The sequence below is a fragment of the Arthrobacter sp. EM1 genome, from assembly GCF_029964055.1.
Classification (GTDB): Bacteria; Actinomycetota; Actinomycetes; order Actinomycetales; family Micrococcaceae; genus Arthrobacter.
This window is the reverse complement of the sequence record NZ_CP124836.1, coordinates 3,049,910-3,073,864: the sequence shown is the minus strand read 5'-3', so window position 1 is coordinate 3,073,864 and position 23,955 is coordinate 3,049,910. Positions and strand designations below refer to the sequence as shown.

26 protein-coding genes are annotated in these 23,955 nt (G+C 66.5%); 14 read left to right on the top strand and 12 right to left on the bottom strand.

The window, feature by feature from the left end; all coding sequences use genetic code 11:
- Positions 1-19 precede the first annotated feature (19 nt).
- Positions 20-742 carry an SDR family NAD(P)-dependent oxidoreductase gene (locus tag QI450_RS14235; RefSeq protein ID WP_226775402.1) on the top strand — a complete coding sequence of 241 codons (723 nt, stop codon included), beginning with the start codon at positions 20-22 and terminating at the stop codon, positions 740-742.
- Positions 743-756: 14 nt separating this feature from the next.
- The gene (locus tag QI450_RS14230; RefSeq protein ID WP_282358786.1) at positions 757-1,137 is read left to right on the top strand and encodes a hypothetical protein; all 381 of its coding nucleotides are present in this window, start codon (positions 757-759) and stop codon (positions 1,135-1,137) included.
- A 328-nt stretch (positions 1,138-1,465) separates the two neighbouring features.
- On the opposite strand, the gene QI450_RS14225 is transcribed toward QI450_RS14230, so the two are convergent.
- The 5 genes from QI450_RS14225 to QI450_RS14205 all read right to left on the bottom strand — a co-directional run bounded on the left by QI450_RS14225 (position 1,466) and on the right by QI450_RS14205 (position 4,624).
- Positions 1,466-1,669: a hypothetical protein gene (locus QI450_RS14225; protein WP_226775403.1), complete on the bottom strand. Its 204-nt coding sequence runs from the start codon at positions 1,667-1,669 to the stop codon at positions 1,466-1,468.
- Between the two features lie 436 nt (positions 1,670-2,105).
- The gene (locus QI450_RS14220) at positions 2,106-3,020 is read right to left on the bottom strand and encodes an alpha/beta hydrolase (RefSeq protein WP_226775404.1); all 915 of its coding nucleotides are present in this window, start codon (positions 3,018-3,020) and stop codon (positions 2,106-2,108) included.
- An 88-nt stretch (positions 3,021-3,108) separates the two neighbouring features.
- On the bottom strand, positions 3,109-3,681 hold the full coding sequence (locus QI450_RS14215) for a molybdenum cofactor biosysynthesis protein (RefSeq protein ID WP_282468034.1): 573 nt from the start codon (positions 3,679-3,681) through the stop codon (positions 3,109-3,111).
- A 98-nt stretch (positions 3,682-3,779) separates the two neighbouring features.
- Positions 3,780-4,124, bottom strand: coding sequence for a DUF202 domain-containing protein (locus tag QI450_RS14210; RefSeq protein ID WP_226775406.1), 345 nt, complete (start codon positions 4,122-4,124; stop codon positions 3,780-3,782).
- 2 nt (positions 4,125-4,126) lie between these two features.
- Positions 4,127-4,624: a DUF202 domain-containing protein gene (locus QI450_RS14205; protein ID WP_309485695.1), complete on the bottom strand. Its 498-nt coding sequence runs from the start codon at positions 4,622-4,624 to the stop codon at positions 4,127-4,129.
- Positions 4,625-4,752: 128 nt separating this feature from the next.
- Here QI450_RS14205 and QI450_RS14200 point away from each other — a divergent pair, with 128 nt between their 5' ends.
- On the top strand, positions 4,753-6,441 hold the full coding sequence (locus QI450_RS14200) for a long-chain-fatty-acid--CoA ligase (protein ID WP_226775407.1): 1,689 nt from the start codon (positions 4,753-4,755) through the stop codon (positions 6,439-6,441).
- A gap of 30 nt (positions 6,442-6,471) precedes the next feature.
- Here QI450_RS14200 and QI450_RS14195 read toward each other — a convergent pair whose 3' ends face one another.
- Genes QI450_RS14195 through QI450_RS14185 form a run of 3 tightly spaced genes read right to left on the bottom strand, consistent with a single transcriptional unit; the run spans position 6,472 to position 9,374 of the window.
- On the bottom strand, positions 6,472-7,173 hold the full coding sequence (locus QI450_RS14195) for an NAD(P)-binding domain-containing protein (protein ID WP_226775408.1): 702 nt from the start codon (positions 7,171-7,173) through the stop codon (positions 6,472-6,474).
- Complete coding sequence (locus QI450_RS14190) at positions 7,151-9,022, bottom strand: Na+/H+ antiporter (RefSeq protein ID WP_226775409.1); 1,872 nt, start codon at positions 9,020-9,022, stop codon at positions 7,151-7,153. The genes QI450_RS14195 and QI450_RS14190 overlap by 23 nt, the downstream gene beginning before the upstream one ends.
- A gap of 34 nt (positions 9,023-9,056) precedes the next feature.
- Positions 9,057-9,374 (bottom strand): DUF6221 family protein, encoded by a 318-nt coding sequence (locus tag QI450_RS14185; protein ID WP_226775410.1) that lies wholly within the window; start codon positions 9,372-9,374, stop codon positions 9,057-9,059.
- Between the two features lie 523 nt (positions 9,375-9,897).
- Here QI450_RS14185 and QI450_RS14180 point away from each other — a divergent pair.
- Entirely contained in the window at positions 9,898-10,614 is a 717-nt protein-coding gene (locus QI450_RS14180) for a GAF and ANTAR domain-containing protein (protein ID WP_226775411.1), read from the top strand.
- A 62-nt stretch (positions 10,615-10,676) separates the two neighbouring features.
- On the opposite strand, the gene QI450_RS14175 is transcribed toward QI450_RS14180, so the two are convergent.
- On the bottom strand, positions 10,677-10,928 hold the full coding sequence (locus QI450_RS14175; protein ID WP_226775412.1) for a DUF2630 family protein: 252 nt from the start codon (positions 10,926-10,928) through the stop codon (positions 10,677-10,679).
- Between the two features lie 251 nt (positions 10,929-11,179).
- On the opposite strand from QI450_RS14175, the gene QI450_RS14170 reads away from it, so the two are divergent.
- From QI450_RS14170 to QI450_RS14140, 7 genes are all read left to right on the top strand, one after another.
- Positions 11,180-11,746 carry a type 1 glutamine amidotransferase domain-containing protein gene (locus tag QI450_RS14170; protein WP_226775413.1) on the top strand — a complete coding sequence of 189 codons (567 nt, stop codon included), beginning with the start codon at positions 11,180-11,182 and terminating at the stop codon, positions 11,744-11,746.
- A 173-nt stretch (positions 11,747-11,919) separates the two neighbouring features.
- Positions 11,920-12,351, top strand: coding sequence for a VOC family protein (locus QI450_RS14165; RefSeq protein WP_226775414.1), 432 nt, complete (start codon positions 11,920-11,922; stop codon positions 12,349-12,351).
- Positions 12,352-12,408: 57 nt separating this feature from the next.
- On the top strand, positions 12,409-12,765 hold the full coding sequence (locus QI450_RS14160; RefSeq protein ID WP_226775415.1) for a cytoplasmic protein: 357 nt from the start codon (positions 12,409-12,411) through the stop codon (positions 12,763-12,765).
- 126 nt (positions 12,766-12,891) lie between these two features.
- Positions 12,892-13,101, top strand: a complete 210-nt coding sequence (locus QI450_RS14155; protein WP_226775416.1) for a hypothetical protein — start codon at positions 12,892-12,894, stop codon at positions 13,099-13,101.
- Between the two features lie 69 nt (positions 13,102-13,170).
- Entirely contained in the window at positions 13,171-13,980 is an 810-nt protein-coding gene (locus tag QI450_RS14150; protein WP_226775417.1) for an alpha/beta hydrolase, read from the top strand.
- On the top strand, positions 13,977-14,690 hold the full coding sequence (locus QI450_RS14145) for an alpha/beta hydrolase (protein ID WP_226775418.1): 714 nt from the start codon (positions 13,977-13,979) through the stop codon (positions 14,688-14,690). The genes QI450_RS14150 and QI450_RS14145 overlap by 4 nt, the downstream gene beginning before the upstream one ends.
- Before the next feature lie 58 nt (positions 14,691-14,748).
- Positions 14,749-16,788, top strand: a complete 2,040-nt coding sequence (locus QI450_RS14140; protein ID WP_226775419.1) for an EAL domain-containing protein — start codon at positions 14,749-14,751, stop codon at positions 16,786-16,788.
- Here QI450_RS14140 and QI450_RS14135 read toward each other — a convergent pair.
- Positions 16,785-17,534: a GAF and ANTAR domain-containing protein gene (locus QI450_RS14135; protein WP_226775420.1), complete on the bottom strand. Its 750-nt coding sequence runs from the start codon at positions 17,532-17,534 to the stop codon at positions 16,785-16,787. The two genes, QI450_RS14140 and QI450_RS14135, sit on opposite strands and share 4 nt — an antisense overlap.
- 246 nt (positions 17,535-17,780) lie before the next feature.
- On the opposite strand from QI450_RS14135, the gene mgtA reads away from it, so the two are divergent.
- From mgtA to QI450_RS14120, 3 genes are all read left to right on the top strand, one after another.
- Positions 17,781-20,504: a magnesium-translocating P-type ATPase gene (gene mgtA, locus QI450_RS14130; RefSeq protein ID WP_226775421.1), complete on the top strand. Its 2,724-nt coding sequence runs from the start codon at positions 17,781-17,783 to the stop codon at positions 20,502-20,504.
- A 99-nt stretch (positions 20,505-20,603) separates the two neighbouring features.
- Positions 20,604-21,965 (top strand): phosphoribosyltransferase family protein, encoded by a 1,362-nt coding sequence (locus QI450_RS14125; RefSeq protein WP_226775422.1) that lies wholly within the window; start codon positions 20,604-20,606, stop codon positions 21,963-21,965.
- Positions 21,962-22,375 (top strand): DUF302 domain-containing protein, encoded by a 414-nt coding sequence (locus QI450_RS14120; protein ID WP_226775423.1) that lies wholly within the window; start codon positions 21,962-21,964, stop codon positions 22,373-22,375. Before QI450_RS14125 ends, QI450_RS14120 begins: the two co-directional genes overlap by 4 nt.
- Positions 22,376-22,380: 5 nt before the next feature.
- Here the strand turns inward: QI450_RS14120 and QI450_RS14115 are convergent, their stop codons facing one another.
- Positions 22,381-23,112, bottom strand: coding sequence for a hypothetical protein (locus QI450_RS14115; RefSeq protein ID WP_226775424.1), 732 nt, complete (start codon positions 23,110-23,112; stop codon positions 22,381-22,383).
- A gap of 91 nt (positions 23,113-23,203) precedes the next feature.
- Positions 23,204-23,914 carry an SRPBCC family protein gene (locus tag QI450_RS14110; RefSeq protein WP_226775425.1) on the bottom strand — a complete coding sequence of 237 codons (711 nt, stop codon included), beginning with the start codon at positions 23,912-23,914 and terminating at the stop codon, positions 23,204-23,206.
- Positions 23,915-23,955: the final 41 nt, after the last annotated feature.

The following is a 23,955-nucleotide window of genomic DNA, read 5'->3' as shown; positions in this document are numbered from 1 at the left end:
GAGGCATTGGAGGGAAAGCATGAACAACACTGACACCTCCCCTAGGGCGTCGGGCCGGGCTGTGGTGGTTACGGGCGGAGCCAGCGGCATCGGCAAGGCCATCGCCGAAGCCTTTGCCGCCAATGGAGACAGAGTGGCTGTCCTGGACCGGTCCGGCGCGGCGGGAACCATCGCCGTCGACGTCTCAGATGAAGCAAGCGTAAAAGCCGCTTTTGCGGCGGCGCGCTCGCAGCTCGGCAGCATCGACATTCTCGTCAACAGCGCGGGCCTGCTGACCGAATCACGGCTGGAAGACATGACCCTGGCCATGTGGAACGAAACGGTTTCCGTTGACCTGACCGGGGTCTTCCTCTGCTGCCGCGAAGTCGTGGGGGAGATGCGGCAACAGAAGTGGGGCCGCATCATCAACATCGCCTCCCAGCTGGCCATCAAGGGCGGAACCGGGCTCAGCCACTACAGTGCAGCCAAGGCTGGGGTGGTGGGGCTGACCAAGGCCCTGGCCCTGGAAACCGCCGGCGACAATGTGCTGGTCAACAGCATCGCCCCGGGGCCCATCGAAACGCCGTTGGTGGAAGGAATTTCAGCGGAGTGGAAAGCCGCCAAGCGTGCCGAACTCCCGTTGCTGCGCTTCGGGCTCCCGGCCGAGGTAGCTCCCACTGCGTTGCTTCTCGCGAGCGATCCGGGCGGCAACCTGTATGTCGGCCAGACGTTGGGACCAAATTCCGGCGACGTTATGCCCTAGAAAGGGAAGATTCTATGTGTGGTGCATGCGGACAAACTGTCGTAGCAGATCCCGTACTGGGCCCGGAGAGAACGATCCGGCAACACCTGATCGTCGCCCAAACGGTCAACGATGCCTGCCGGTCCTGGGCCGGGGCCTCCAAGGTGGCTGCCACCAGCGGGGGGTGGCTGGTGTCGGGGCCGACAGGTGCCATCGAAACCGTCTCGACGGTGGAAATGCTCTGGAGAGCTGTCCTGCGGGGCGCCACCGGCGCGCGGTCCCTGGAACTGCCTGACCTCTCAACCGGTCTCCCGGGACGGGATGCGGCGGACATTTCCGTACGCGTCCTGGCCCTTGGGCACCGACTATCGCAGGAACGTGCCACTGCGTCGGTCAACGGAGCCGGCCCGGGTTAAGTGCCCTAGGTGTTCTGGGCCGGGAGTTGCCGGTCTGCCTGGACTCAAGCGGGGGGAACGGAAATCCTGGGTATCCCGGACCTTGGAGGATGAAGTTCACGGCTGTCCGGGAGACCGGCTGCCCGGCCGCGACGCAGTCGACCTTGACTGAATGGTTCCGTAATTGCAGCGCCCGCTGGGACGTCTTGGGCCAGCTGTCGGGCCACCGAGGCGGGCCCGCCGGTGAGTACCTCGTCCTCTTTCGAGCTCCAGGAAGCGGCCTAAGGGATGAGAGCTTAACTGACGACGGCGGGAGGTTGAGGCCTCCCGCCGTCGTCAGTTGTTGCTGCTACAGATTGACCGTTTCGGTGTTGGCTGCGCCGTGGTTCAGGCTGAGCGTAAAGGTGTTGGGCCCGCTGGCGTGCACCGCGATGCTGCTTTTGGGCGTATTGTGGCGGACCGAGAGATCGTGCACCAGGGCGTCCAGTTCGCTGTGCATGTTGGAGCGGTCCCAGAGCTTGTGGGTGACAGAGTTGGCAGTTTCAAACGTCATTGTTCAGTGCTTCCATTCATGTTCCGGATGTCCGGCTGACGCAACGTTGCGGAGCCGCCGTGCGGCCACACCAGGAACGCCGTAGACCGTCGGGCGGCTCTGCGAGCTCACCGGTTTGGCTTCATTGCGTCCACCAGGATGGGTAAAACCGTCGCCCCTGATTCACTTCGGCGCCGGAGTCGGCGCGGTCAGCGGGCTGGCCCGGCGGGACGTTGGAGGCCCCTGCCGTGCCCTTTTATGATGCACAGTGCCGGGCTGGAGTCTCAAGCCGGATGGCCAATATTGCAGGGTGAGACTGATCACAGTGCGATCCGGCAGGGGCCGGCCAATCATCGGGAAAAAACGTGAAGCTACCAGGATTCAGCGGTGCCCTGATCATGCCCCTTCCCGGCGAGTCGGTTCGGCGGCAGCCGCGTCGTCGTCGGTGGCGGCCGGCTTAGGGGCGGCGCAGGTCATCGAGCAGGGCTTGCACGTACTCCGGACGCTCGATGTTGGCGAAGTGGCCGCAGTCCGGGACCGTGGCAGGCTGGATATGCGGGATAACGGCGGCCAGCCGGATCAGGTCCGATGCCGGCGTAAAGACATCCCGGTCGCCCCGGAGGGCCAGCACCGGGCAACTGATGCCGCGCCACTGGGAAAAATCGTAGCGGGCCGCGGCCCGGGCAGCCGCCAGGAAGCTGGCCGGTCGGGCGTCCAGGCCCAATCCGCGAATGACCTGCGGGGAGATGGCTGCGGGGTCTGCGAAGAAGGGTGCCAACAGCGGCCGCATGACCGGTGTGGTGCCGACGGCGCGGATCAGTGCGGATCCGGCCGGGCCGAGGGCCGCCATGGCCCGCATCACCGTGAGCATGCCAACAAATGCCGGGAACCGGAACAGGGACCGCAGTGGCCGCCGGGCCGCGCCGGCCACACCGAAGGTGGTGGCCGAGATGGTGGCAACGCTGGCTGTCCGCTCCGGCGACGTCGCGGCAACGTGCAAGGCCAGGAAGCCTCCCATCGAGTGTCCCACCAGGTTCCACCGCTGGTAGCCGAGCGAGTCCAGAACCTCGGTGACGGCGCGTGCCATCGCCTCGATGCTGAATCGCTCCGGCCGGCAGCCGCTCGTGGAATCTCCCCAGCCCGGCAAATCAATGAGCACCCGGTCATGGGCCGGCGCCCGGGAAAGCAGCGGCAGGAACGTCGTCCATGATCCCGCGGCCCCGTGGAGGTAGACATCCGGGGTGCCGGTTGCCGGGCGGAGACCATCGGTGCCGTGCTGGACCCTTACCGTGCAGGGGCCCAGCTCGGTCCCAAGGATGCTCCGCCGCAGCGTCGCGGCCCCCGAGGGAGCGGTTTCCTGCTGAACACTCATCGTCACCTTCTGTTTGTGGTTTCAGAAAGTGATTCGTAGCCGCAGCGGTCCCGGACCGGCGTCACGGCTGCGCCGGCCGCCACCCCGGCTAGGGCAGCCGCGACGGTCGGAGCGCACTCGGGGTGCCCGCCTGCCCGGGATCCAGGGGCACGGGGCTGATCAGCACGGCGGGTCCGCGGTGCAGCAGGCCGTCCGAAAGAGGCTGGCATCTCACCCCGCCGCGCCCGCGCATCGCCGCGTGGGCTCCCGGCGCGAGCATCTGGTCCATCCAGGCGCAGGGGTGGGCAGGCCGCCCGGCCCGGAGCCGCACCAGGTGTCCCCGCGATTCGATGGCGAATTCCCCGCCCAGCAGCGGAGCCAGCTGGGCGCCGCGGAGGACCACATTGCGCCGGGTCAGGAGCGGGTCGAAGGCGCCGGTGCCCAGCTCCGTGGCCATCGCTTCGAGAGCCTCGACCGCCATAAGGGTGACCGCGGCATCCATATGCGCGGCCTTGCCAAAGAACCGGTCGCCGACAATTCCCTTGCCGGTCACCAGCTCGGCACGGTCCGCATCGGTCGTCGGGACGTCCGCTGCGCCCTCGCGGGCCCGGCCGAAGTAGGCGTGCGCGGGGGACACGAGGAGGTGGAGGACCTCGATGTTGTACCTGTAACTTTCCATCATGGCCTCAAACTATCCTCCCGGGCAGCGGCAGGGCCCCAGTGCCGGCGGCCGGGTCGGCTGCCGCTTTGCGCGGCCCATTGTGGGAGGCGGTGCCGCGTTCACGGCAGCGGCAGGAACAGCACTGTGTAGATTCCCAGGACGGAGAGGACCACAACGCTGCCGGCGATGGCCGCCGCGCCCCTGAAATTCGGTACCATCACGGCTCCTGCGATGCCGCTGGCGTGGTGGTGGTAGCGGCGACGCTGCGTTATGGCGATGCCCAGGGCGACGATCAGGGACGCTGCCACAAGTGTGCCGGCAAACCAGCCATGGTGCGGCACCCAGCGCAGGAAGATGCACGCCGCCGTAATCAGCGTGAACGAGGTCCGCCGCCAGGCAAGGTCCGTACGCTCGGGCTGGAGCCCGGGATCGTTATGCACCGCGGCGGGCCTGGATGTCGCCATGGTTAGGCCGGCCGAACGATCACAAAGACGATCAGCACTGCAGCGACGATGGCGCCGCCGACCGCCAGGAGCGGGGTGAGCAGCGGCGCCGGGAGCGGTTCCTGCAGGCGCATGGCACGTTCGACGTTGAGCCAGCGGAAGAAGGAGCCGCCGCCGGTCAACAGTCCCAGCAGGAGCAGCAGCACGGCCACGGACTTTCGAAGTTCCGGTCCGAACAGCGCCGACGTGAACGCTTCGACGGCGATGCCGCCGGCTACCAGCGCCAGCGACGTGCGGATCCAAGCCAGGAACGTGCGCTCGTTAGCCAGCGTGAAACGGGGGTCCGGGTCGGTCCCTCCGCCCAGGGCCCGGGCCAGCAACCCGCGCCGGCTGCGGTCCGTGCCCGAACCAGCCCCGGCGGCCTCAGCCCCGGCGGCCTCAGCGCCGGTCGCGGCTGGGGCGGCGCCGGGAGCCTTGCCGGTGAGGGGAGACGGGCTGGGTGCCTCTTCGTGTGCGGTCATAGTGCCCTCAGGATGTCACCCGGACGGAAAAAGTCCCACTCGGCCGCTCCTGCGGACCCGAAGGGTGGTTGGCGGGAGGTGCCGGGCCGAGATTTCCCGGGGACGGCGGTTAACGGCAAGATGTGAGCATGGAGCACACTGACCAGCAGCCCTGGGTGAAGAACTACCAGCCGGGTGTCCCTGCGGAGATTGAATTGCCCACCGAGTCCCTCTCCGCGATGCTGGAGCGGTCCGTGGCTGAGGCAGGGACAGCACCCGCGATGGAGTTTTTCGGCCGCCGCACCAGCTACACCGAACTCGGTGAACAGGTCGACCGGGCCGCCGAGGGGCTGCGGCGGCTTGGTGTCCGCGCCGGCGACCGGGTAGCCCTGATCCTGCCGAACTGCCCGCAGCACGTGGTCGCGTTCTACGCGGTGCTGCGCCTCGGGGCTGTCGTCGTCGAGCACAACCCGCTCTACACCTCGCGGGAACTCCGGCACCAGTTTGAAGACCACCAGGCGCGCGTTGTGATCACCTGGGACAAAGCCGCTGCGGCCATCCGTGACTTCCCGTCCGACATCGAGATCGACCACGTCGTCTCCGTCAACATCCTCGCGGCGTTCCCCGCCGTCAAGCGCTTTGCCCTGCACCTGCCCGTGAAAAAGCTGCGCGAGTCCCGCGACGCGCTGACCGCACCGGCCCCGGGAACGACGCCGTGGAAGGATCTGCTGAGCCACGGCAGGCTGGATCCGGGACATCCCCGCCCCGCTGTGGATGACCTCGCCGCGATCCAGTACACCTCGGGAACCACCGGCCGCCCAAAAGGCGCGATGCTGACGCACTTCAACCTCTACTCCAACGCCTTGCAGGGCGAAGCGTGGATGCATGGGGCGCAGTACCGCAAGGAAGTGTTCTACGCGATCCTGCCCATGTTCCACGCCTTTGGCATGACGCTCTACCTGACCTACGGGATCCGCAAGCAAGGCCTGCTGGTGCTGTTCCCCAAATTCGAGCCGGAGCTGGTCCTGGCTGCGATGAAGAAGTCGCCTGCGACGGTCTACTGTGCGGTGCCGCCGATCTACGAGCGCACAGCGATGGCCGCTAAGGAGAAGGGCATCTCGCTCCGGTCCTGCAAATACTGCATCTCCGGTGCCATGAACCTGCCCGACCATGTGGTGGAACTGTGGGAGTCGGTCTCCGGCGGGCTGCTGGTTGAAGGCTACGGCATGACCGAGTCCTCACCGGTCGCGCTGGGCAACCCCTTCCACCCCACACGCCGCAACGGCACGATTGGCGTGCCGTTCCCATCGACCCTGATGAAGGTCGTCAGCCTGGATGATCCTGCCGTGGAAGTAACGCCGGGCCAGCCGGGGGAGCTGATGCTGAAAGGCCCGCAGGTGTTCCAGGGCTACTGGAACAACCCGGAAGAAACAGCGAAAACACTCACCGCCGATGGGTGGCTGCGAACCGGCGACGTCGTGACCGTGGACGAGGACGGTTTCACCACAGTCGTTGACCGGGCCAAGGAGCTCATCATCACTGGCGGATTCAACGTCTCGCCCACCGAAGCCGAGGCAGTGCTGCGCCTTCATCCGGACGTCAAGGACGCCGCCGTCGTTGGGAAGCCGCTCGAGCGGGGAGGCGAGATGGTGGTTGCCGCCGTCGAACTGGAGCCGGGGGCCACGCTCGACGAGGACGCCCTCCGCGGGCACTGCCGTGAGCACCTGGCGAGCTACAAGGTGCCCAAACGGATCGTTGCCATCCCGGACATGCCGCGGTCGATGCTCGGAAAGATCCTGCGCAAGCAGGTGCGGGAGGAGGTCTTACCGATGCTCTGACCTGCCCCCGCACCGAAGGCTTCCGCGGTCTTAGACGGTGCGCGGAGCCCGGGCCAGGTTCTCTTCCAGCTCGGCGGCATTCTGCCGCTGGCCGTAGGCAGGCCGGTCCCGCTCCACCCGCCAACTCTCGGACAACGGGCCGATATTGACCGTGTCGAAGCCGAATTCGTCATAAAGCCGGGTGACCAGATCCGCAGCCTCGGGAAAATCGCTGGCCGTGGCCAATGCGCGGCGGTTGGGCGTGCCGGCGGGCTCCCCGTCGGTGGTGATCTGCGAGAACATAATGTGGTTGAAGGCCTTGGCCACCTTGGAGGCGGGCAGGTGTTCCTGCAGGAGCCCGGACGTGGTGGCTTCCCCGTTGTCCAGTGCCGGGAAATGGCCGTCCCGTTCCCAGTAGTAGTTGTTTGTGTCGACCACGACCTTGCCCGCCAGCGGCTCCACGGGAACGGACCCAAGGTTTTTGAGCGGTACGGTTACGACGGCGAAGTCGCCCGCCGCTGCTGCCTCGGCCGGGGTCGCGGCCCGGGCGTGCGGGCCGAGTTCCGCGACGAGGTCCGTGAGGGTTTCCGGTCCGCGGGAGTTGCTGATGACGATGTCGTAGCCGAGCTGCACCGCTTTGCGCGCAATCTGGCTGCCAATGTGTCCTGCACCGATGATTCCGATTGTTGTCATGTCAGAGCCAACACCGCACGGGGGCAGGATATTTCGCTCAGCCCAGAAGGTCGTCCTCATAGCACCAGCGCCAGTCCTCACCCGGTTCGATGCTCCGCATGACGGGATGGCCGGTCGCGGTGTAATGCCGGGAGGCGTGGGTTCCGGGCGACGAATCGCAGCACCCCACGGCGCCGCAGCTCAGGCACATTCTGAGGTGGACCGGCGTTGTGCCTTCCCGGACGCACTCCGCGCAAAACGGGTTGCGCGGCGCGCCGGCGTCCGGCGCGGATGCCAGGTGATCGCACACCCCGCCGGGCTGGGCAACTCCCTCGCCACCGCCGCTGGAGAGGTCCAAGTCCTCCGCCGCAGCGTCCAGCATCGATTCCTCAACATCCAACCGGTCCAGGACCGAACTGAGGACCTCATGCGGATACGCGCCGCCGCGCCGCAGTTCCAGTACTTTCGTCCGTTCAGCGTCCAGCATGGCCAGGCGCAGATGCGCATAGCGCTGGCTCGGTGTCGCCGTCTCCGCCGACGGCCGGCCGAGCCGTTCCCAGGCGGCCAGCCCGCGCTCCTGGGTGCGGCGCTTAAGCATTGCCATGACTTCCGGAGGATCGTTCTCGGTGCCGATTTCCGCCAGCCGTTCCACCCCGGCTGCCGTGGCCAGCTGCATCAGGGACGCCTGATTCAGGGCATCTTCGCGCTGGTCCGGACCTTGGACCCCCAGCAGCCGGACCAGCGCGGGAAGGGTAAAGCCCTGCAACGCCAGGGTTCCGCCGACCACCACCATGGCCGCAAGCACCAGGACTGACCGGTGTTCCAGGTCCGCCGGCAGCACCAGCACGGCGGCGAGCGTAACAACACCGCGCATACCTGCCCAGGAGACGATGGCTGCATGTTGCCACGGCGGGGACGGATCCTTCCGGCGGATGGCAGGAATCAGCCGGGGCAGGTAGGTTACCGGGAACACCCAGACCGGACGGAGCAGCAGCACTGCCAGCAGAATCACGGCACAGCCTGCCCAGATCCGGGATGCCCCCAGTGAATCGCCCTGGACTCCGTCAATGATGGTCCGAACCTGGAGGCCGATCAGCAAGAACACGGAATTCTCGAGCAGGAACTGGGCCGTGTGCCAGTTGCTGCGCTGGCTCAGCCGCGCGGCGCCGTTGGGCATGGACGGCGACTTTGTGCCCATCACCAGGCCGGCGACGACGACGGAGAGGACGCCGGAGGCGTGGATCGCCTCCGCCGGGAGGTACGCGACAAACGGTGCCATCAGCGAAATGGAGGTGTTGATTGCGACGTTTCGGGTCCGTTTGCGCACTTGCGTCAGGACGTAAGCCGCTGCCAGCCCGGCCACCAGTCCGCCGCCGGCCGCGAGCAGAAACCCGCCGGCCACCTGCGCGGCGGAGACGGTTCCCGCAATGGCGGCGATAGCCGCCCGGAGACAGACCAAGGCGGTCGCGTCATTGACCAGCGACTCGCCTTCCAGGATCGTAACGATCCGGCGGGGCATGCCCACCTTGCGCGCGATCGCAGTGGCGGCGACGGCGTCCGGTGGCGCGACGACGGCGCCCAGGGCAATCGCTGCAGCGAGCGGAATCTCGGGGAACAGCCACCAGACAACGAAGCCCACGGCGAGCGTGCCAAAGATGACATAGCCGACCGAAAGCAGGCCGATGGCCCGCCGGTTGGAGCCAAAATCGAACAGCGAGGTCTGCAGGGCCGCGGCGTACAGCAGGGGCGGCAGCAACCCCACCAGGACAAGTTCGGGGTTCAGTTCGATGTCCGGTACGAACGGCAGGAAAGATCCGATCACTCCCGCCAGCACCAGTAACAGCGGAACGGACACATTGATTTTCCGGCCCAGTGCGCTGCCCGCGCAAACCACCGACACAAGCGCAATCAGTCCAAGAGCAACGTCCATGGAGCCATTCTGTCAGGCGCCGCCGGGGGAGAGCCTAGGTTTGGTGCCAGTCCTGCTCGAAGTCAGGGTGGTCGATGTACGGCAGGGCGAGGGCGTTCAGTGAGCGCTCCATCCATTCGAGGGACTGCGGGATCCAGCCGGCGTCCTGAGCCGGGGCGCTGACCAGGGCTGCAAGTGCCGCCTGGCGGGCTGATTCCACGATTCGGATCAGGCGTTTTTTCGCCTCGCATTCGAGCAAGAGGCGCTGTTCGTACCAGGCGCCGGATTGCGAGACGGTCCGGTCGCCGAGGAGGGTCCGCGCCACGGCCTCGTCCTCGCTGATCCGCTCAGACAAAAATTCGACAATGTCCACATCGTGAGCGTACGCGCCGTCCTTGGCCGGCAACCAGCCCCGCCCGCCGAGGCAGCTAGTTACCTGCCGGGTGGCCGGTGTCCCCGGGGCCGACGAAGCGGCACGAACCCTGATGCCGTTCGGGCAGGACGCACGTCCGGCCCGAGGGCAGGTGCACGTTGCCGCAACGGCCGGTCATGGCTACGTCCTCGCGAATGTGCGAGCTGCTGGCATCTGGCCGGTCCTGGCTGGGGTTCCCATTCGGGGGGCCACTGGGTGGATTGCCTTCTGGACTGTTCATATCTGCAGCTCCTTGGAGAGTATGCCGTGCCGGATGGGTCCGTCTCTCGAAAGGGGCGGCAAGACCAGCCTCGCACCCCCGGATTAACTCCGGGTTACCATTCGGGAAGGTGCGGGTCTCCTGGCGGGCGACGGGACCAGGTCCGGCAAAGGCGTATATTTCACAGTGAAGAGACATTGGATTTACCCGGCCAAGATGAGGTACGCCACGATGGTGCTAGGTGTAGCGCAAAACGGTGATCGGATGGACGGTACACGCGGAATTTCTCCGATCAGCGCGGCGGCACTTGCCGTCCGGCTCGGTGACATCGCCCGCGCGCTCCAGCACGAGGACGACCCCGAGTCCATGCTGGCCGGCGTGGTGCACGCGGCCCTGGAACTGGTGCCGCACGCGGCCGAGGCTTCGGTCAGTCTCGTCTCGCCCGGCCGGAAGATTGACTCGCGTGCCGCTTCCAGCGATCTTCCGCGCCGGGTGGATGCGCTCCAGAGCGAGACCGGGCAGGGGCCGTGCCTGGACGCCTCCTATGACAAACGGGTTGTCAGCGTTCCAGACCTCAGCACGGACCAGCGCTGGCCGGATTTCTCCGCGGCGGCCTTCAAGCTCGGGGCGAGAAGTATGCTCTCCTTCCAGCTATTTGTGAACGGAAACCACCTCGGAGCCCTAAACCTCTTTGGTCGGGAGGCTGGCGCCTTCGACGCCGAATCGGAGCGGATCGGGGCAATGGTGGCAGCCCATGCGGCAGTGGCGCTGGCCGGTAGCCAGCAGGTCAGCCAGCTCACCCAGGCCCTTGACACCCGGGACCTGATTGGACAGGCCAAGGGAATCCTGATGGAGCGCTATAAGATCACTGCCCAGCAGGCCTTCCTGCTCCTTTCGCGGGCCAGTTCGGAGTTGAACATCAAGCTGCGCGACGTCGCCGAGAATTTAACCGTCAGCGGGGAAATGGCAAGCAAGGGCTGAGACCGGCCGGGCCGCAATCACCCCGCAGGACGCTCACCGCGCCGGGGCTGTGTGCCGTGGAGCTAGGAGTCGTAGTTTTCCACTTGATTGGTGGGGCGGGGCTGCGCCTCATCCGGATCTTCGCCATACTGCCGCTTGGCCCGGCGCTGGCGCAGCAGGTCCCAACACTGGTCAAGGTCCTCTTCGATGCCCTTGAGGCGGGCATGCTCCGGGCCGTGTTCGTAATCCGCCGAAGATGAGGGCGCCTTCTCGCGGAGAGTCTGCTCTTCTTCCACCAGGGCTGAGATTCGCTTCAGGATGTGTTGTTCGTCCATAACGGCCTTCTTTCGGGTAGCTGTCCTTGTGCCAGAGTAGCGAGGTGTTGGTGGGCTGGCCAGAGGACCGTCGTGTGGTGGTGGTTCATCCGGATGCCCGCCGCCGCCCGGCATCCGCCGCCAGCATAATCAGCTTGCTTATGAGTTTGGGCCTTCTTAGAGTGGATGCCGTAAGGCATTAATCTCTCCGAGTGGAGGACCCGGCCCGTCCGATGGCTGCGTGGACCTCCCCGGATACCAAAGGAGGACCCATGTCAGAACACAACATTTCCGGTAAAAAGGTTGCCTTCCTGCTGACCGACGGCGTGGAGCAGGTGGAACTGACCAGTCCCTGGAACGCCGTCAAGGAGGCCGGCGGCGAGCCCACTCTCGTGGCGCCCGGCCGGGGCAAGCTTCAGGGCTATGACGGCACCGAGAAGGGTCAGGTGTTCGACGTCGACCTCACTGTTGCCGACGCAAACGCTTCCGATTTCCACGCCTTGGTGATCCCCGGCGGCGTCGTTAACGCGGACAACCTTCGGGTCGACAAGGACGCCCAGGCCTTCACTCGGGCATTCTTTGAGCAGCATAAGCCGGTGGCCTCGATTTGCCACGGGCCGTGGTTGTTGATCGACGCCGGCGTCGTGCGCGGCCGCAATGTCACGTCCTTCCACACACTCCAGAGCGACCTGAAAAACGCCGGCGCCAATTGGAGCGACCAGGAAGTGGTGGTGGACCAGGGCCTCGTGACCAGCCGGAACCCGGACGACCTCCCGGCTTTTAACGACAAGCTGCTCGAAGAGATCGCAGAGGGCGAGCACGCCGGACAGACCGCGTAGCCGGCGCCGCTCCACCAGGACAGCGTAGGGGGTTCGCTCGCTCTGCAAACGGCAGTGTTCACCCCTACCCGTAGGGACCGATTTGCGGGATGATATGGCTGCACGGTGCACCGGCCTCCGCCGCCCCAACCCTCCCTGTACCGGCCGGATCCAAGCCGCTAGGAGTCCTGGACATGACCACGTTGAACCCCTACCTGAGCTTTCGCGACAACGCGAAGGAAGCCATGACGTTTTACCAGTCCGTGTTTGGCGGTGAACTGACCATAAGCACTTTCGGCGACTACCAGATGAGTGAGAACGCCGGCGAGCAGGACAAAATCATGCACGCCAGGCTGACCGCGGGAAACGGCATGGTGCTAATGGGGGCTGACACGCCGGAAGCGATGGGCTACAAGCCGGGCAGCAGCATTTCGGTCTCACTCAGCGGTTCCGACGAGACCGAATTGCGCGGCTACTTCGACCGTCTTGCCGACGGCGGAGCGGTGACGGTGCCGATGGAGAAGTCTCCGTGGGGAGACGTCTTTGGAATGTGCACGGATAAGTACGGGACCGACTGGCTCGTCAACGTCGGCTCCGAGCCGGGACAGGCGCCGGCCGAATCTTAGGCCACCTGCCGCCCCGCCCCTCTGGCGGGGGCGTCGGGACGGGCGTATGCTCGCGCCATGGGACAGGATCCGGTGGTAGCAAACCCCTCGCTGTACCGGGTCATTTTCGAAAACGACCGGGTCCGAGTCCTCGAGTACCGCGACGTGCCCGGCGATAAGACAGTGCCCCACGGGCACCCGGACAGCGTGATGGTCACACTGAGTTCCTTCCGCCGGAGGCTCTCCGGCCAAGGTGGCGACGTCGACGTCGAAATCCCCGCCGGGGCGGCCCGCTGGCTCGCCGCTCAGGACCATTCCGGCGAGAACACCGGTGACACGGAAACCCACACCGTCTTCATTGAACTCAAAGAACCACCGCCCGGGAAGAATCCGGATGACGGGGTACCGCCGCCGCTCGGCCCATCAGGGAGCTAGCCGGCACCCGGGCCGCTGACCGCCGCAGGCTGATGCCCCGGCTACCGTCTCCGCGCGGCCGAGGGTATCCTGTATACGGCCGTTACTCCCCGTTCGAGACCCCTTTCCGGCCGAGAGAGGCATGCCATGACTGAGAAGTTACACCTCACCCCGGAGGATGAATTCCCCGAGGACCTCAGCGCAGTGGCGGACAAGGACTTGCAGGTCCTTGACAGCCAAGTTCAGCGGCAGCTGGACTACGAATACGTGGCTGAGGGCGAACCGAATCCGGAGACCGAATTCAGGCACTACGACCTCGATGAGGAGTTCAGCGAACGGGACAAGCGGCAAGGCTGAGGCGTGCTGCCTGGACGCTTACCCGACGCTGGCACGGGGCAAAAAACTAAGACGGCGTGGAAACGAAAAATGCAAAGCGGAGGCTGGCCCGCACCCGTTCAGGTTGAGGCCGCAGGCCATCTGGGCCACGTGTTCGCCTCCAGTACCCCGGCCCGGGCGGGTGCGCCGCGCACCGCCGTTGTGCTGATCCACGGTATCGGCGTCTCGCACCGCTATTTCACCCGGCTCCAGGGTCTGCTGGCGGAATCCGTTGACACCTACGCGATAGACCTTCCCGGTTTCGGAGCGACACCGCGTCCGGAGCGCACCCTCTCCGTTGAGGACCAGGCCACCTACATCCTGGGTGCCCTCGAACAGCTCGGCGTCCTGGAGTTTGTGCTCGTCGGGCACTCGATGGGCGCGCAGTTCGCCACGGCTGCGGCCCTGCAGCAGCCCCACCGGATCGCCCAGCTGGTCCTGATGGGGCCGGTAGTTGATTCGAAAAGGCGGACCGTGCTGCAGCAGGCCCTGGCGCTCAGCCGGGACAGCCTGTTTTACGAAAGCCCGTCCTCGAACGCCCTTGTCCTCACGGACTATTTCCGGTGCGGCGCCAGCTGGTACCTGAAAACGCTGCGCGTCATGATGGACTATCCGACGGAAAGGCGCATCCCCGGGGTCACTGCGCCGGTCCTTGTGATCCGCGGTGCCGACGACCCCGTGGCCTCCGTGGACTGGTGCCGCCGGTTGGCCGGACGTGCAGCGAACGGGCAGCTGCTGGAAATCGAAGGCGCCGGGCATGTGGTGCAGCACAACCGATCCGAGGACGTGGCGGCAGCCATCCTGGACTTCGCCGGGATCCGCCGTCCGGCAGAGGAAGTCCACCCGGGGCGCCCCGGATGAGCGGGGTCCTGCAGCGGGTCCAATGGTGGATCCAGGACTACCTTTACGCCGCCGGCCGGCAAGTCCGGAGCGCAGCTTCCCGGACCGGGCCGGAAGATTTCCTCAGCGGGACGGCCCGGCCCGTCGTTGTGATTCCCGGAATCTACGAGGACTGGCGCTTTATGCTGCCGCTGGTCCGGCGGCTTCACAAGGCAGGACATCCGGTGCATGTGCTGGCCCTGCTGCACCGGAACCGGCTTCCCGTGCCCAGGGCCGCGGATGCGATTGCCGGCTACATCCGGGATCGTGACCTCTCCGACGCTATGATCGTCGCCCACAGCAAAGGCGGACTGATCGGTAAATTCGTGATGATGCAGCTGGACCCCGACCGCAGGATCACGGGTATGGTGGCGGTCTGCTCGCCGTTCTCCGGCTCGCGCTACGCCTCGTTTATGCTGCTGCCGAGCCTGCGCGCCTTTTCGCCCCGGAATGCCGTGACCCTGCAGCTGTCCAGGGAGGAACGCGTGAACGAGCGCATCACCTCGGTCTACGGGCTGTTTGATCCGCATATCCCAGAAGGCAGTGTGCTTCCCGGCGCCCGGAACATCCGGCTGGACAACGCCGGCCACTTCAGGATCCTGGCTCACGAGGACACAATCCGCACTGTCCTGGACATAACAGCCGCGCCGGGGCCGGCACTAGCGGTCCGCCCCCGGGAGGCAGGGGGTTAGTCTGTCAATGGACTTATCAAATTCCGGACCCCGGACTGACCTTTCAGGGGCTTTCAGCATGCCACTTCCCAGGGCATCTCCCGAGCCGGCGGGATCGCCGCACGTTGCCGACGGCGTTCCCCCGGAGCTCTTGGTGCGGGCGCTCTCAGCCACCTCCGAGATCTCCCTGATCACGGACTCGGCTCAGAGAATCATGCATGCCAGCCGCTCCTTCAGTGCTATTACCGGCTACGCGGAGGCCGAGGTGCTGGGAAACAACTGCCGGATCCTCCAAGGTCCGGGCACCGCACCCGAGACCGCCAAGGCCATCCGCGACGCCTTGTTCCGCGGTGAGCAGTTCCGGGGCGACATCCTCAACTACCGCAAGGACGGCTCGCCGTTCTGGAACGCCCTGACCGTCACCCCGCTCTTGGATGAGGACGGCCAGGTTACCCACTTCGTCAGCGTGCAGCGCGATATCAACGCCCGGATGGCAATGCACGAACAGCTCCGGTTCCAGGCCACCCACGACCAGCTGACCGGCCTGCCTAACCGCACCGCCTTGGACGCCCACCTTGCCAAAGTGCTGGACCCCGACGATGGCGTCAGGCCGGCCGTCGCCCTCGGGCTGATCGACCTGGACCGGTTCAAGGACGTGAACAACGCCGTCGGTCACAGTGCCGGTGACGCGATCCTGGCAGCTTGGGCCGCCCGGATGCAGGCTCTCCTCCAGCCGGCGGAGTTCTTGGCGCGGATGGGAGGCGACGAATTTGTCCTCGTGGTGGAATACGCGGCCGGCGATGACACCGCCGCGGCGCTCGACGGGGTGCTCAAACGCCTCGGCCGCAGCGTTGAAGAAAGTTTTGCGGCGGCCGGCGAAAGGATTTCCCTGACCATGAGCGCGGGACTGGCGTCTTCGCCCCGCAACGGCACGGAAACGCGCACCTTGCTGCGCGGCGCCTACGCCGCCCTTAATGTGGCCAAAACCCGCGCTGGCGGACCGGAGAGCTGGTGGGAACTGGTCGCGGATGCAGCCGACGCCCGCGTGGCTCCCGGAACCCTGCCGGGCACGCGCGTCCCCGGCGGCATGCCGGTGCAACCGGGCGCCGGCAGCGGCCCCGTGAACCTCTTGAAGGAACGGCTGTTCGGCGGCGGGTTGGAAATGTTTATGCAGCCGGCCGTGGACCTCGGCGCCGGCAGCGTCTACCTTTTCGAGGCCCTGGCCCGGCTGAGGCTGGTGGATGGCAGTGTATTGCCGCCGGCAGCGTTCCTTCAGTACCTGAGCGAGGCGGAGACCGACAGGCTGTTCCGGCTTGGACTGGACCAGGCGTTGGCCTGCCTCCCGGCCTGGGACGGGGAGGGGCTTTCCGCGAAGGTCTCCGTTAACATTGCGCCATCGACCCTGTTGGATCCGGACTGCCCGACGTTTGTTGAAGAGTCGCTTCAGCGGCACGGGATCGCGCCGCAGCGGCTTGTCCTGGAACTGCTCGAAACCGGAACGACGGACTGGGACGCGGTGCACGCTCCGCTGAGCAGGCTGGTCCAGCTGGGTGTAGGCCTTGCAATGGACGATTTGGGAGCTGGCTACAGCAGCCTGAAGCGGCTGTCCATGCTGCCGTTCACGGCGGTGAAGATTGACCGGGACATGCTCACCGGACTGCATACCAGTCCGCTGGAATCACTAAGCCTAATCGCCACGCTGGTGCAAATCGGCAGGGATTTTGGCATGACGGTCGTAGCCGAAGGCCTTGAGGATCTTGGGATGACCGAGGCGGTGGCCGTGATGGGCGCGGGGTACGGCCAGGGCTACCACCTTGCCCGCCCGATGCCTGCTTCCGAGGTACCCGAATGGACCGCGGAGTTCGAATCGCGGGAATACCCCCACCAGGTCCGGACGGCTCTGGGGGCGCTGGCATACCACTGGAAATTCCTGCGCCTCGGTTCCCCGCACCCGCACAAGATTGAGGACTGTCCCTTCACGGGATACCTTGCCGCCCGCGGCGGGCGCCCGGACGACGTCGAGCGCTGGCATGCCCAGCAGCACAGGGCCGACAGCAGCTCCGGCGCCAGCCGGATGATCGTGGATTGGCTGGTCCGGGAGATCCGGCGCGGGGGCTAAACCTCGAAATGCGTCCTGGCCGGACCCTGGCCGAGCGATTCCACGACTCTGGCCGCCACAGCATGCAGCTTAACGTTGCGCGCGCTGGAAGCAGCCTTGAGCAGTTCGAAGGCCTCAGCTTGGCTGCAGCGGTTCTGGGCCATGATGATACCGACCGCGACGTCGATCCCGGTCCGTGTTTCCAGGGTCGCCTTGAGGTTCGCGGCAGTGTCGCTGTAGTGCGCAAAACGCACCGCCAGCCGCAACGCCAGGGACGTCTGGCTGACGAAGTCCTGGGCCAGGTCCATCGCCCTGCCATCGAACCTTCCGGACCGGCGTGAATACAGGTTGAGCGCGGCCCGCGTGTCGCCGTCGAGCAGGAAGGGCAACGCCAGGATCGACCGGACCCCGTGGCCGCGCATGGTCTCGGCGTACCGTGGCCAGCGCCCGCACTCCTCGAGATCCCTGATATGCACGGTTTCCTGTTCCCGGGAGGCGGTCACGCAGGGGCCGTCACCGAAGGCGTACTGGATTTCGTCCATGGACTGGGCGGCCGGGCTGCTGCTGGCAACCGTCGCTGCCTTCCGCTGCCGGAAAAGGGTAATTCCGCAGAGAATCTCGTCTCCGGGCTCCGAAAGGCTGCGTGCGGAGATCCGCGCCAATTCGCGCAGGAACTCCTCCACGTCGGAGCTGTGAAGCACCAATTCATGCAGGTGCTGGTGGGTTGAAGTTTCGTCAATTGAAGCTGCGGTCGATTCGCTGGCCACTGCCGTGCCGTTTCACTCAGGTCAACACGATCCGGACGGTCTGCGCCCCACGTGCAGCGGAGCGGCTGTGGCTGATGCAGGCGGCGGGATCGCAGAACAATCCACCGGCTTGCTGCAAAACCGTACCGGGAAATTATATACAGCCGGTGCCCGCATTCCTGACCGCGCCCGCTACCGTCCTGGGCCCTCAACGGCAAGCTCCCGGACGTACCCTAGGACATAACCCGACGTTGAAACGGAAGCTCCATGCCAGATCTCGATATCCGGGAACCGCGTTCCCTGCCCCTCACCATCGCAGACGCCGCCCACCGGCCGGTGGAAGAGGTCCTGGCGCAGCTTGGAGCAGGCGTGAGCGGCCTGAGCAGCACCGAGGCCGCCCGGCGGCTCGTGTCGCTGGGACCGAACGCGTTACGCACCCACCAGGCCAGCGGATGGTCCGTCCTGGCCCGTCAACTGCGCAGCCCCATCCTGATCCTGCTGCTTGTCACCGCCGGGCTCTCCCTGTTCCTTGGCGACGCCACGAACTCGATCGTGATCGGTGTCATCCTGCTGGTCAGCGTCGGTCTCGGGTTCAGCAATGAATTCCGGGCCGAACGCGCCGCGGAGGCCCTGCACTCCCGTGTCACCCACCGTGCCGTTGTAGTCCGCGACGCAACCGTGCAGGAAGTGAACGTCACTGCCCTGGTGCCGGGCGACGTTGTGCACCTGGCTTTGGGCGCGATCATCCCCGCCGATATCCGGCTGCTGAGCGCCAAGGACCTGCTGTGCGATGAAAGTATCCTGACCGGGGAATCGATGCCTGTCGCCAAGGACCCTGCCCCGGTCCCCGGCGCTGCGGCGCTGGGGGACCTGACCTCGTGCCTGTTTATGGGGACCGTGATCCAGGCCGGTAACTGTACCGGCGCGGTGGTCGCCACCGGCGGGCGGGCCGAATTTGGCCGGATCGCCCTGGGCCTCGGCGAGCGGCAGCCCCAGACCGAATTCCAGCTGGGCCTCCAGCGCTTTTCCTACCTGTTGCTTCAGGTCGCGATCGGCCTCACATCCCTGATCTTCATCGCAAACCTGCTCCTGCAACGGCCGTTAATCGAGTCGCTGCTGTTTTCACTCGCGATCGCCGTCGGGATCACGCCGCAGCTGCTGCCAGCCATCGTGAGCACGAGCCTTGCCACCGGAACCCAGCAGCTGGCCAAACGCAAGGTGCTGGTCAAACGCCTGGTCTGCATCGAGGACCTTGGCGACATGGACGTTTTGGTCACGGACAAGACCGGAACCCTGACGGAGGGCCGGATCAGCTTCACCGCCGCCCTGCCCGCCGGCACCGGCATCTCCGCCGGCGAGCTGCTGACCCTGGGGCTGCTTGCCACCGAAGCCGACTACACCGAATCCCAGGCCTCACCGGTGGGCCTGAATCCGTTGGACGCCGCGCTGTGGGCATCCGCAGGGGGCGCTGACTTCGCGCCCGCCCGGTACAAGCGCCTCGACGTTATCGACTTCGACCATCTGCGGCGCCGGACCAGCATACTGGTCAGCGAAGCCGGCGCCGCGCCCCGCATCGTCACCAAGGGATCCCCCGAAGACGTCCTGGCGCTCTGCGGAGATATCCCGGCCAGCGTCCAGGCGATGCTGGACGAACAGTTCAACGCCGGCTCACGGGTGGTTGCTGTCGCCACCCGTGCGGCTGACGGGCTGACGGCTATCGGTCCCGCCGACGAAAAGGACCTGGTTCTCGCCGGCTTCCTCATCTTCCTGGACCGGCCCAAGGCCGCCGCACGCGCCTCCCTGGAAAGGCTCGCGGAACTCGGCATTACGGTCAAAATCGCCACGGGCGACAACGCCAAGGTGGCGGAAAAAGTCTGCGACGAACTCGGGGTCCCCTCCGGCGGAACACTCACCGGCGCCGAAGTCGAAGCCATGTCCGATCCGGAACTGGCCTCTGCCGCGCGTGAGGCCAGCATCTTCGCCCGCGTCTCGCCCGAACAGAAGGCACGGATCATCAGGCTGCTGCGGCGCAGCGGCGGGTCGGTCGGGTTTATGGGCGACGGCGTCAACGACGCGCTGGCGCTGCACGCGGCGGACATCGGCATCTCTGTCGACAGCGCCACCGACGTAGCGAAGGATGCCGCCGACGTTGTGCTGCTGGACAAGGACCTGGGCGTCCTGGCCGAAGGAGTGATGGAAGGCCGGCGGATCTTCGCCAACACCATCAAGTACGTCCTGATGGGCACCTCCAGCAACTTCGGCAACATGTTCAGCGCCGCGACGGCCTCGGTGGTGCTGAGCTTCCTGCCGATGCTGCCGGGGCAGATCCTGCTGAACAACCTGCTCTACGACGCCGGCCAGCTCGCCATCCCGGGGGACCGGGTGGACAAGGAACAACTCGTGGCGCCGTCGCGCTGGGATATTGGCTTTATCCGCCGCTTTATGTTCGTCTTCGGCCCGATCAGTTCGCTGTTCGACTTTGCCACATTCGCCCTGATGCTGTTCGTCTTTGATGCCGTTCCCGGCGAATTCCGCGCCGGCTGGTTTATCGAATCCATCGTCACGCAGACACTGATCATCTTTGTCATCCGCACCCGGCGGGTGCCTTTCTTCCGAAGCCGGCCGTCGCTGGGCCTGGTCGGCGCCTCCCTGGGCGTAGTGGCATTCGGCGTCTACCTGCCGCTCTCGCCGCTGGCCGGCGTGCTTGGGTTCGACCCGCTGCCCGTCCCCTTTTTTCTCGCCTTGCTGGGCATGGGGGCCGTGTACCTGGTGCTGGTTGAAATGGCCAAACTCTGGTTTTATGCCCGCGCCGCGCTGCAGCGACCGCCCACGCCTGTTGGGGTGCGGCGCCGCGGCCGGACCCACCGCATCGCGCGCCGGGCTGCACGCTTCAGCATCGCAAATGCCGGCCCCTTGCTCCATAACCGGGGACCGGGGCGCCGGCGCGGCCGAATCCGGGCCCAAAGGCCCTCACACCCCGGGCGCTCCTGACAGATAGTGGGAGGAACGGCCAACCGGCTAATTTCCCAGCCTGCGGAGTGCACACCGTGATGAGGCGCCGGCCGACGTCCCGATTGGAAAGCCGCACTGATGAGCATCTTCGAAGACAGGGTCGACGCCGGCCGGCAGCTGGGAAGGCGGCTCGCGGATCTGCGGGGCCAGGACATCGTGGTCCTGGGCCTGCCCCGCGGCGGAGTCCCGGTCGCCGCCGAAGTCGCCGCCGCCCTCGATGCACCCCTTGACGTGATTGTGGTGCGGAAGCTGGGCCTTCCCTACCAGCCGGAGCTTGCCATGGGAGCGGTCGGGGAGGGCGGCGCCCGGGTGCTCGAAGACCACGTGCTGGCCCACGCCCGGGTCAGTGACGCGGAACTGCAGGCCGTTGAAGACCACGAGCGGGCGGTGCTCGAGAGCAGGGTGGCCCGGTTCCGGAAGGGCAGGACCCGGCAGGACCTTACCGGGCGTATAGCGGTGATCGTCGACGACGGCATCGCTACCGGGTCCACCGCCAGGGTCGCCTGCCGGATCGCCCGGAAGCTTGGGGCCGCGAGGGTGATCCTGGCCGTCCCGGTCGCCCCAGCCGACACCCTCCGCGCCCTGACCGAGCCCGACGAGCTGATCTGCCTCGCTACCCCGCAGCAGTTCTCCGCGGTGGGGTACCACTACCGCGATTTCTCCCCCACCGAAGACGATGAGGTGGTGCAACTGCTCGACGCCGCAGCCAAGCGACTGCAGAATTCCCCGCCGGCGTCCCGCACGCCGGCGGGGACCAGCATGGCAGCCGCCACGGAGTTCGATGCGGAAGTCGAAATCCCGTCGCGCGGGGTTCGACTCCAGGGCCAGCTGCACCTGCCGGTCCCTTCCGCTGCCGTGGTGCTGTTCGCGCACGGCAGCGGCAGCAGCCGGCACAGCCCACGGAACCGGTTCGTGGCCGGGGTGCTCCAGCAGGCGGGACTCGGCACCTTGCTGCTGGACCTGCTGACCCCGGCGGAGGAACGAAACCGCGCCAACGTCTTTGACATCGAGCTGTTGGCCCGGCGGCTGTCCTCGGCCACGGACTGGCTCGCCGGCCGGCCGGACACGGTGTCCTGCTCGCTTGGCTATTTCGGGGCCAGCACGGGTGCCGGAGCTGCGCTTTGGGCCGCCTCCGAACCAACCGCCAGGATCGGCGCCGTCGTCTCCCGCGGGGGCCGGCCCGATCTGGCCGGGCCCCGGCTCTCCGCGGTCCGGGCGCCCACCCTCCTGATTGTCGGAAGCTACGACTCCGGAGTGCTGGCGCTCAACCGCAAAGCGAAGTCCATGATGCGCTGTCCGAACCAGTTAGCCGTCGTGCAGGGCGCCACCCACCTTTTTGAGGAACCCGGTACGCTGGCGGCGGCTGCCATCCTCGCCAGGGACTGGTTCGTCGATTACCTGCTGCCAACCGAAACCAAAACCCCGGGAGCCACCAAATGAGTTACACCTACACTGCCGTCGTTCCGCTGAACTGGGAAGACACTGTGACAAAGACACGCGCCGCGCTCGCCACCCAGGGCTTCGGGATACTCTCGGAAATCGATGTGCGTGCCACCTTCGCCGCTAAACTCGGCGCGGACGCAGCGGAAGCCCTGGGGGACTACGTCATCCTCGGCGCCTGCAACCCGGTGCTCGCGAGCAAGGCGCTGGCCGCGGAGCCGGAAATGGGGGCACTGCTGCCCTGCAACGTGGTGGTGCGCCGCGGGACCGGGGCCACCGCGACGACTGTCGATGCCATCGACCCGCAAACCATGGTCCAGCTCAGCGCTACCCCGGCAGTCCGCGACGTTGCGGACGACGCCGGCACCCGCCTGCGTGCGGCCATAGCCGAACTGGCAGGAGAAGGCTGATACGGTCAGGCCCCACGCACCCCATGGCGGCCGCCGGAACGGTGCCGGAAGGCGTAGACCAGCAGCGCCACACCGGCGAGCACTAAGAACACCGGGACAAAGAACTCGCTCGCGGTAAGCAGCGCCGTAGCCTGCACGGCGAAGACGACACCCAGCACGGCCAGGACCGCGGCCGGTATCAGCGGCCACTTCATCCTCGCTGATTCTGCAGACCCGGCCCGGCCGGCTGCGGCTGCCTGCCGGGCCAGGCCGGGCCCGGCTTGGACGGGAACCAGGGAAAGTCCCGCGAATGTAGCGGCGAGGCCCAGGAAGAGCACCGCGGCCACCGGCATGCCTTGCCAGGATTGCGGGAGTGCCACCACGAGGGCAAGCGTCAGCATCACGCCGCCGGGGATGAGCGCCCACCAGTTGGAGCGCTCGCGCAGGTAAACAGCGCCGAATCCTGCGCCCATAAACAGGAAAAGGAAAGCCCCGGCCCAAGTTCCGGCCCGCCCCGGCCAAAGCTGGGTGACCAGGGTAACCGAGGCAAGGCCCAGGAATACCGAACCGGGAATGGCAGCCCACCAGTTACCCCGGCTGCGGAAGAACACAACGACAAAAACGACCCCGGCCGCCGCAAAGAAGAGCGGCCACACCAGAGCAGCGCTGTCGAGGTAGCCGAGCAGGTCCAACAAAAGTAGGAATCCGGACGCCATCAGCGCGATTCCCACGATGATGCTTGTTCGTGCTGATTTCACCGTTTGCCTCCCCGGAACACGGCGGGCGGCTGAAGGCTGCCCGGCAAGTTCGAGGCTATGCCGGCACCTTCCGACGGGGTAGGGCACAAGGTCACGGGCGCCGCACGCGGCTGGGCTGGCGGCCGAGGCCCTCGGCCCGGGACTTGATGCCCAGGAGCATACGCCGCTCCATGAGGAACTGCAGGGGTTCCAGCACTGGCCGGAGGATCAGCCCCATAGGAAGCGGGGAATAGTCGTACCGCGTCCGGGACAGCAGCCGTGTGGTGTGCGCATCGACGGGATGCAGCACAAATGACCAGCCGAGCTCCAGCCGCAGGCCTGCAGCTGCCCCGGCGGAGGAGATGATTTTTCCGGTGCGCGGGTCCATGGTTCCGCCGAGGCCCAGCACGGATCCGGGCTCCAGCCTCCGGACCGGAATCCCCGTGCCCGGGCCCAGCGGGATGACGTCGCCGACGGCGAGCCGCTGGTATTCGGGAAGGACCCGGTCCGCACTGTGCATACCAAGGCCTGCCGCGTTTTCGAGCAGGTCGTAGCTATACATGCCTCCTCGTCCCGCACCCAGCTGGACGAGCCAGGGCCAGAGGTCCGCAGCAGGAGCGTGGACGGTGACGGCACGCGTACTCTGCATCCGCGGCATCGGGACGATCTCGTCGCCGGGAAGCGCGGCAGCTGATTCCTGGGCCGTCGCCCCCCAATGCAGCAGCCGGGGCCGGACGGCGAGGACATAGCCGGCAGCGGCGGCGGCCGCGGCCAGGGCGGCCACTGGACCGCGGAACCGGAAGGAGCAGGCGAGCCGGCTCACGGGGCGCGGCCTTCCAAAGGCTTTACCGGCGGCGCCACCGC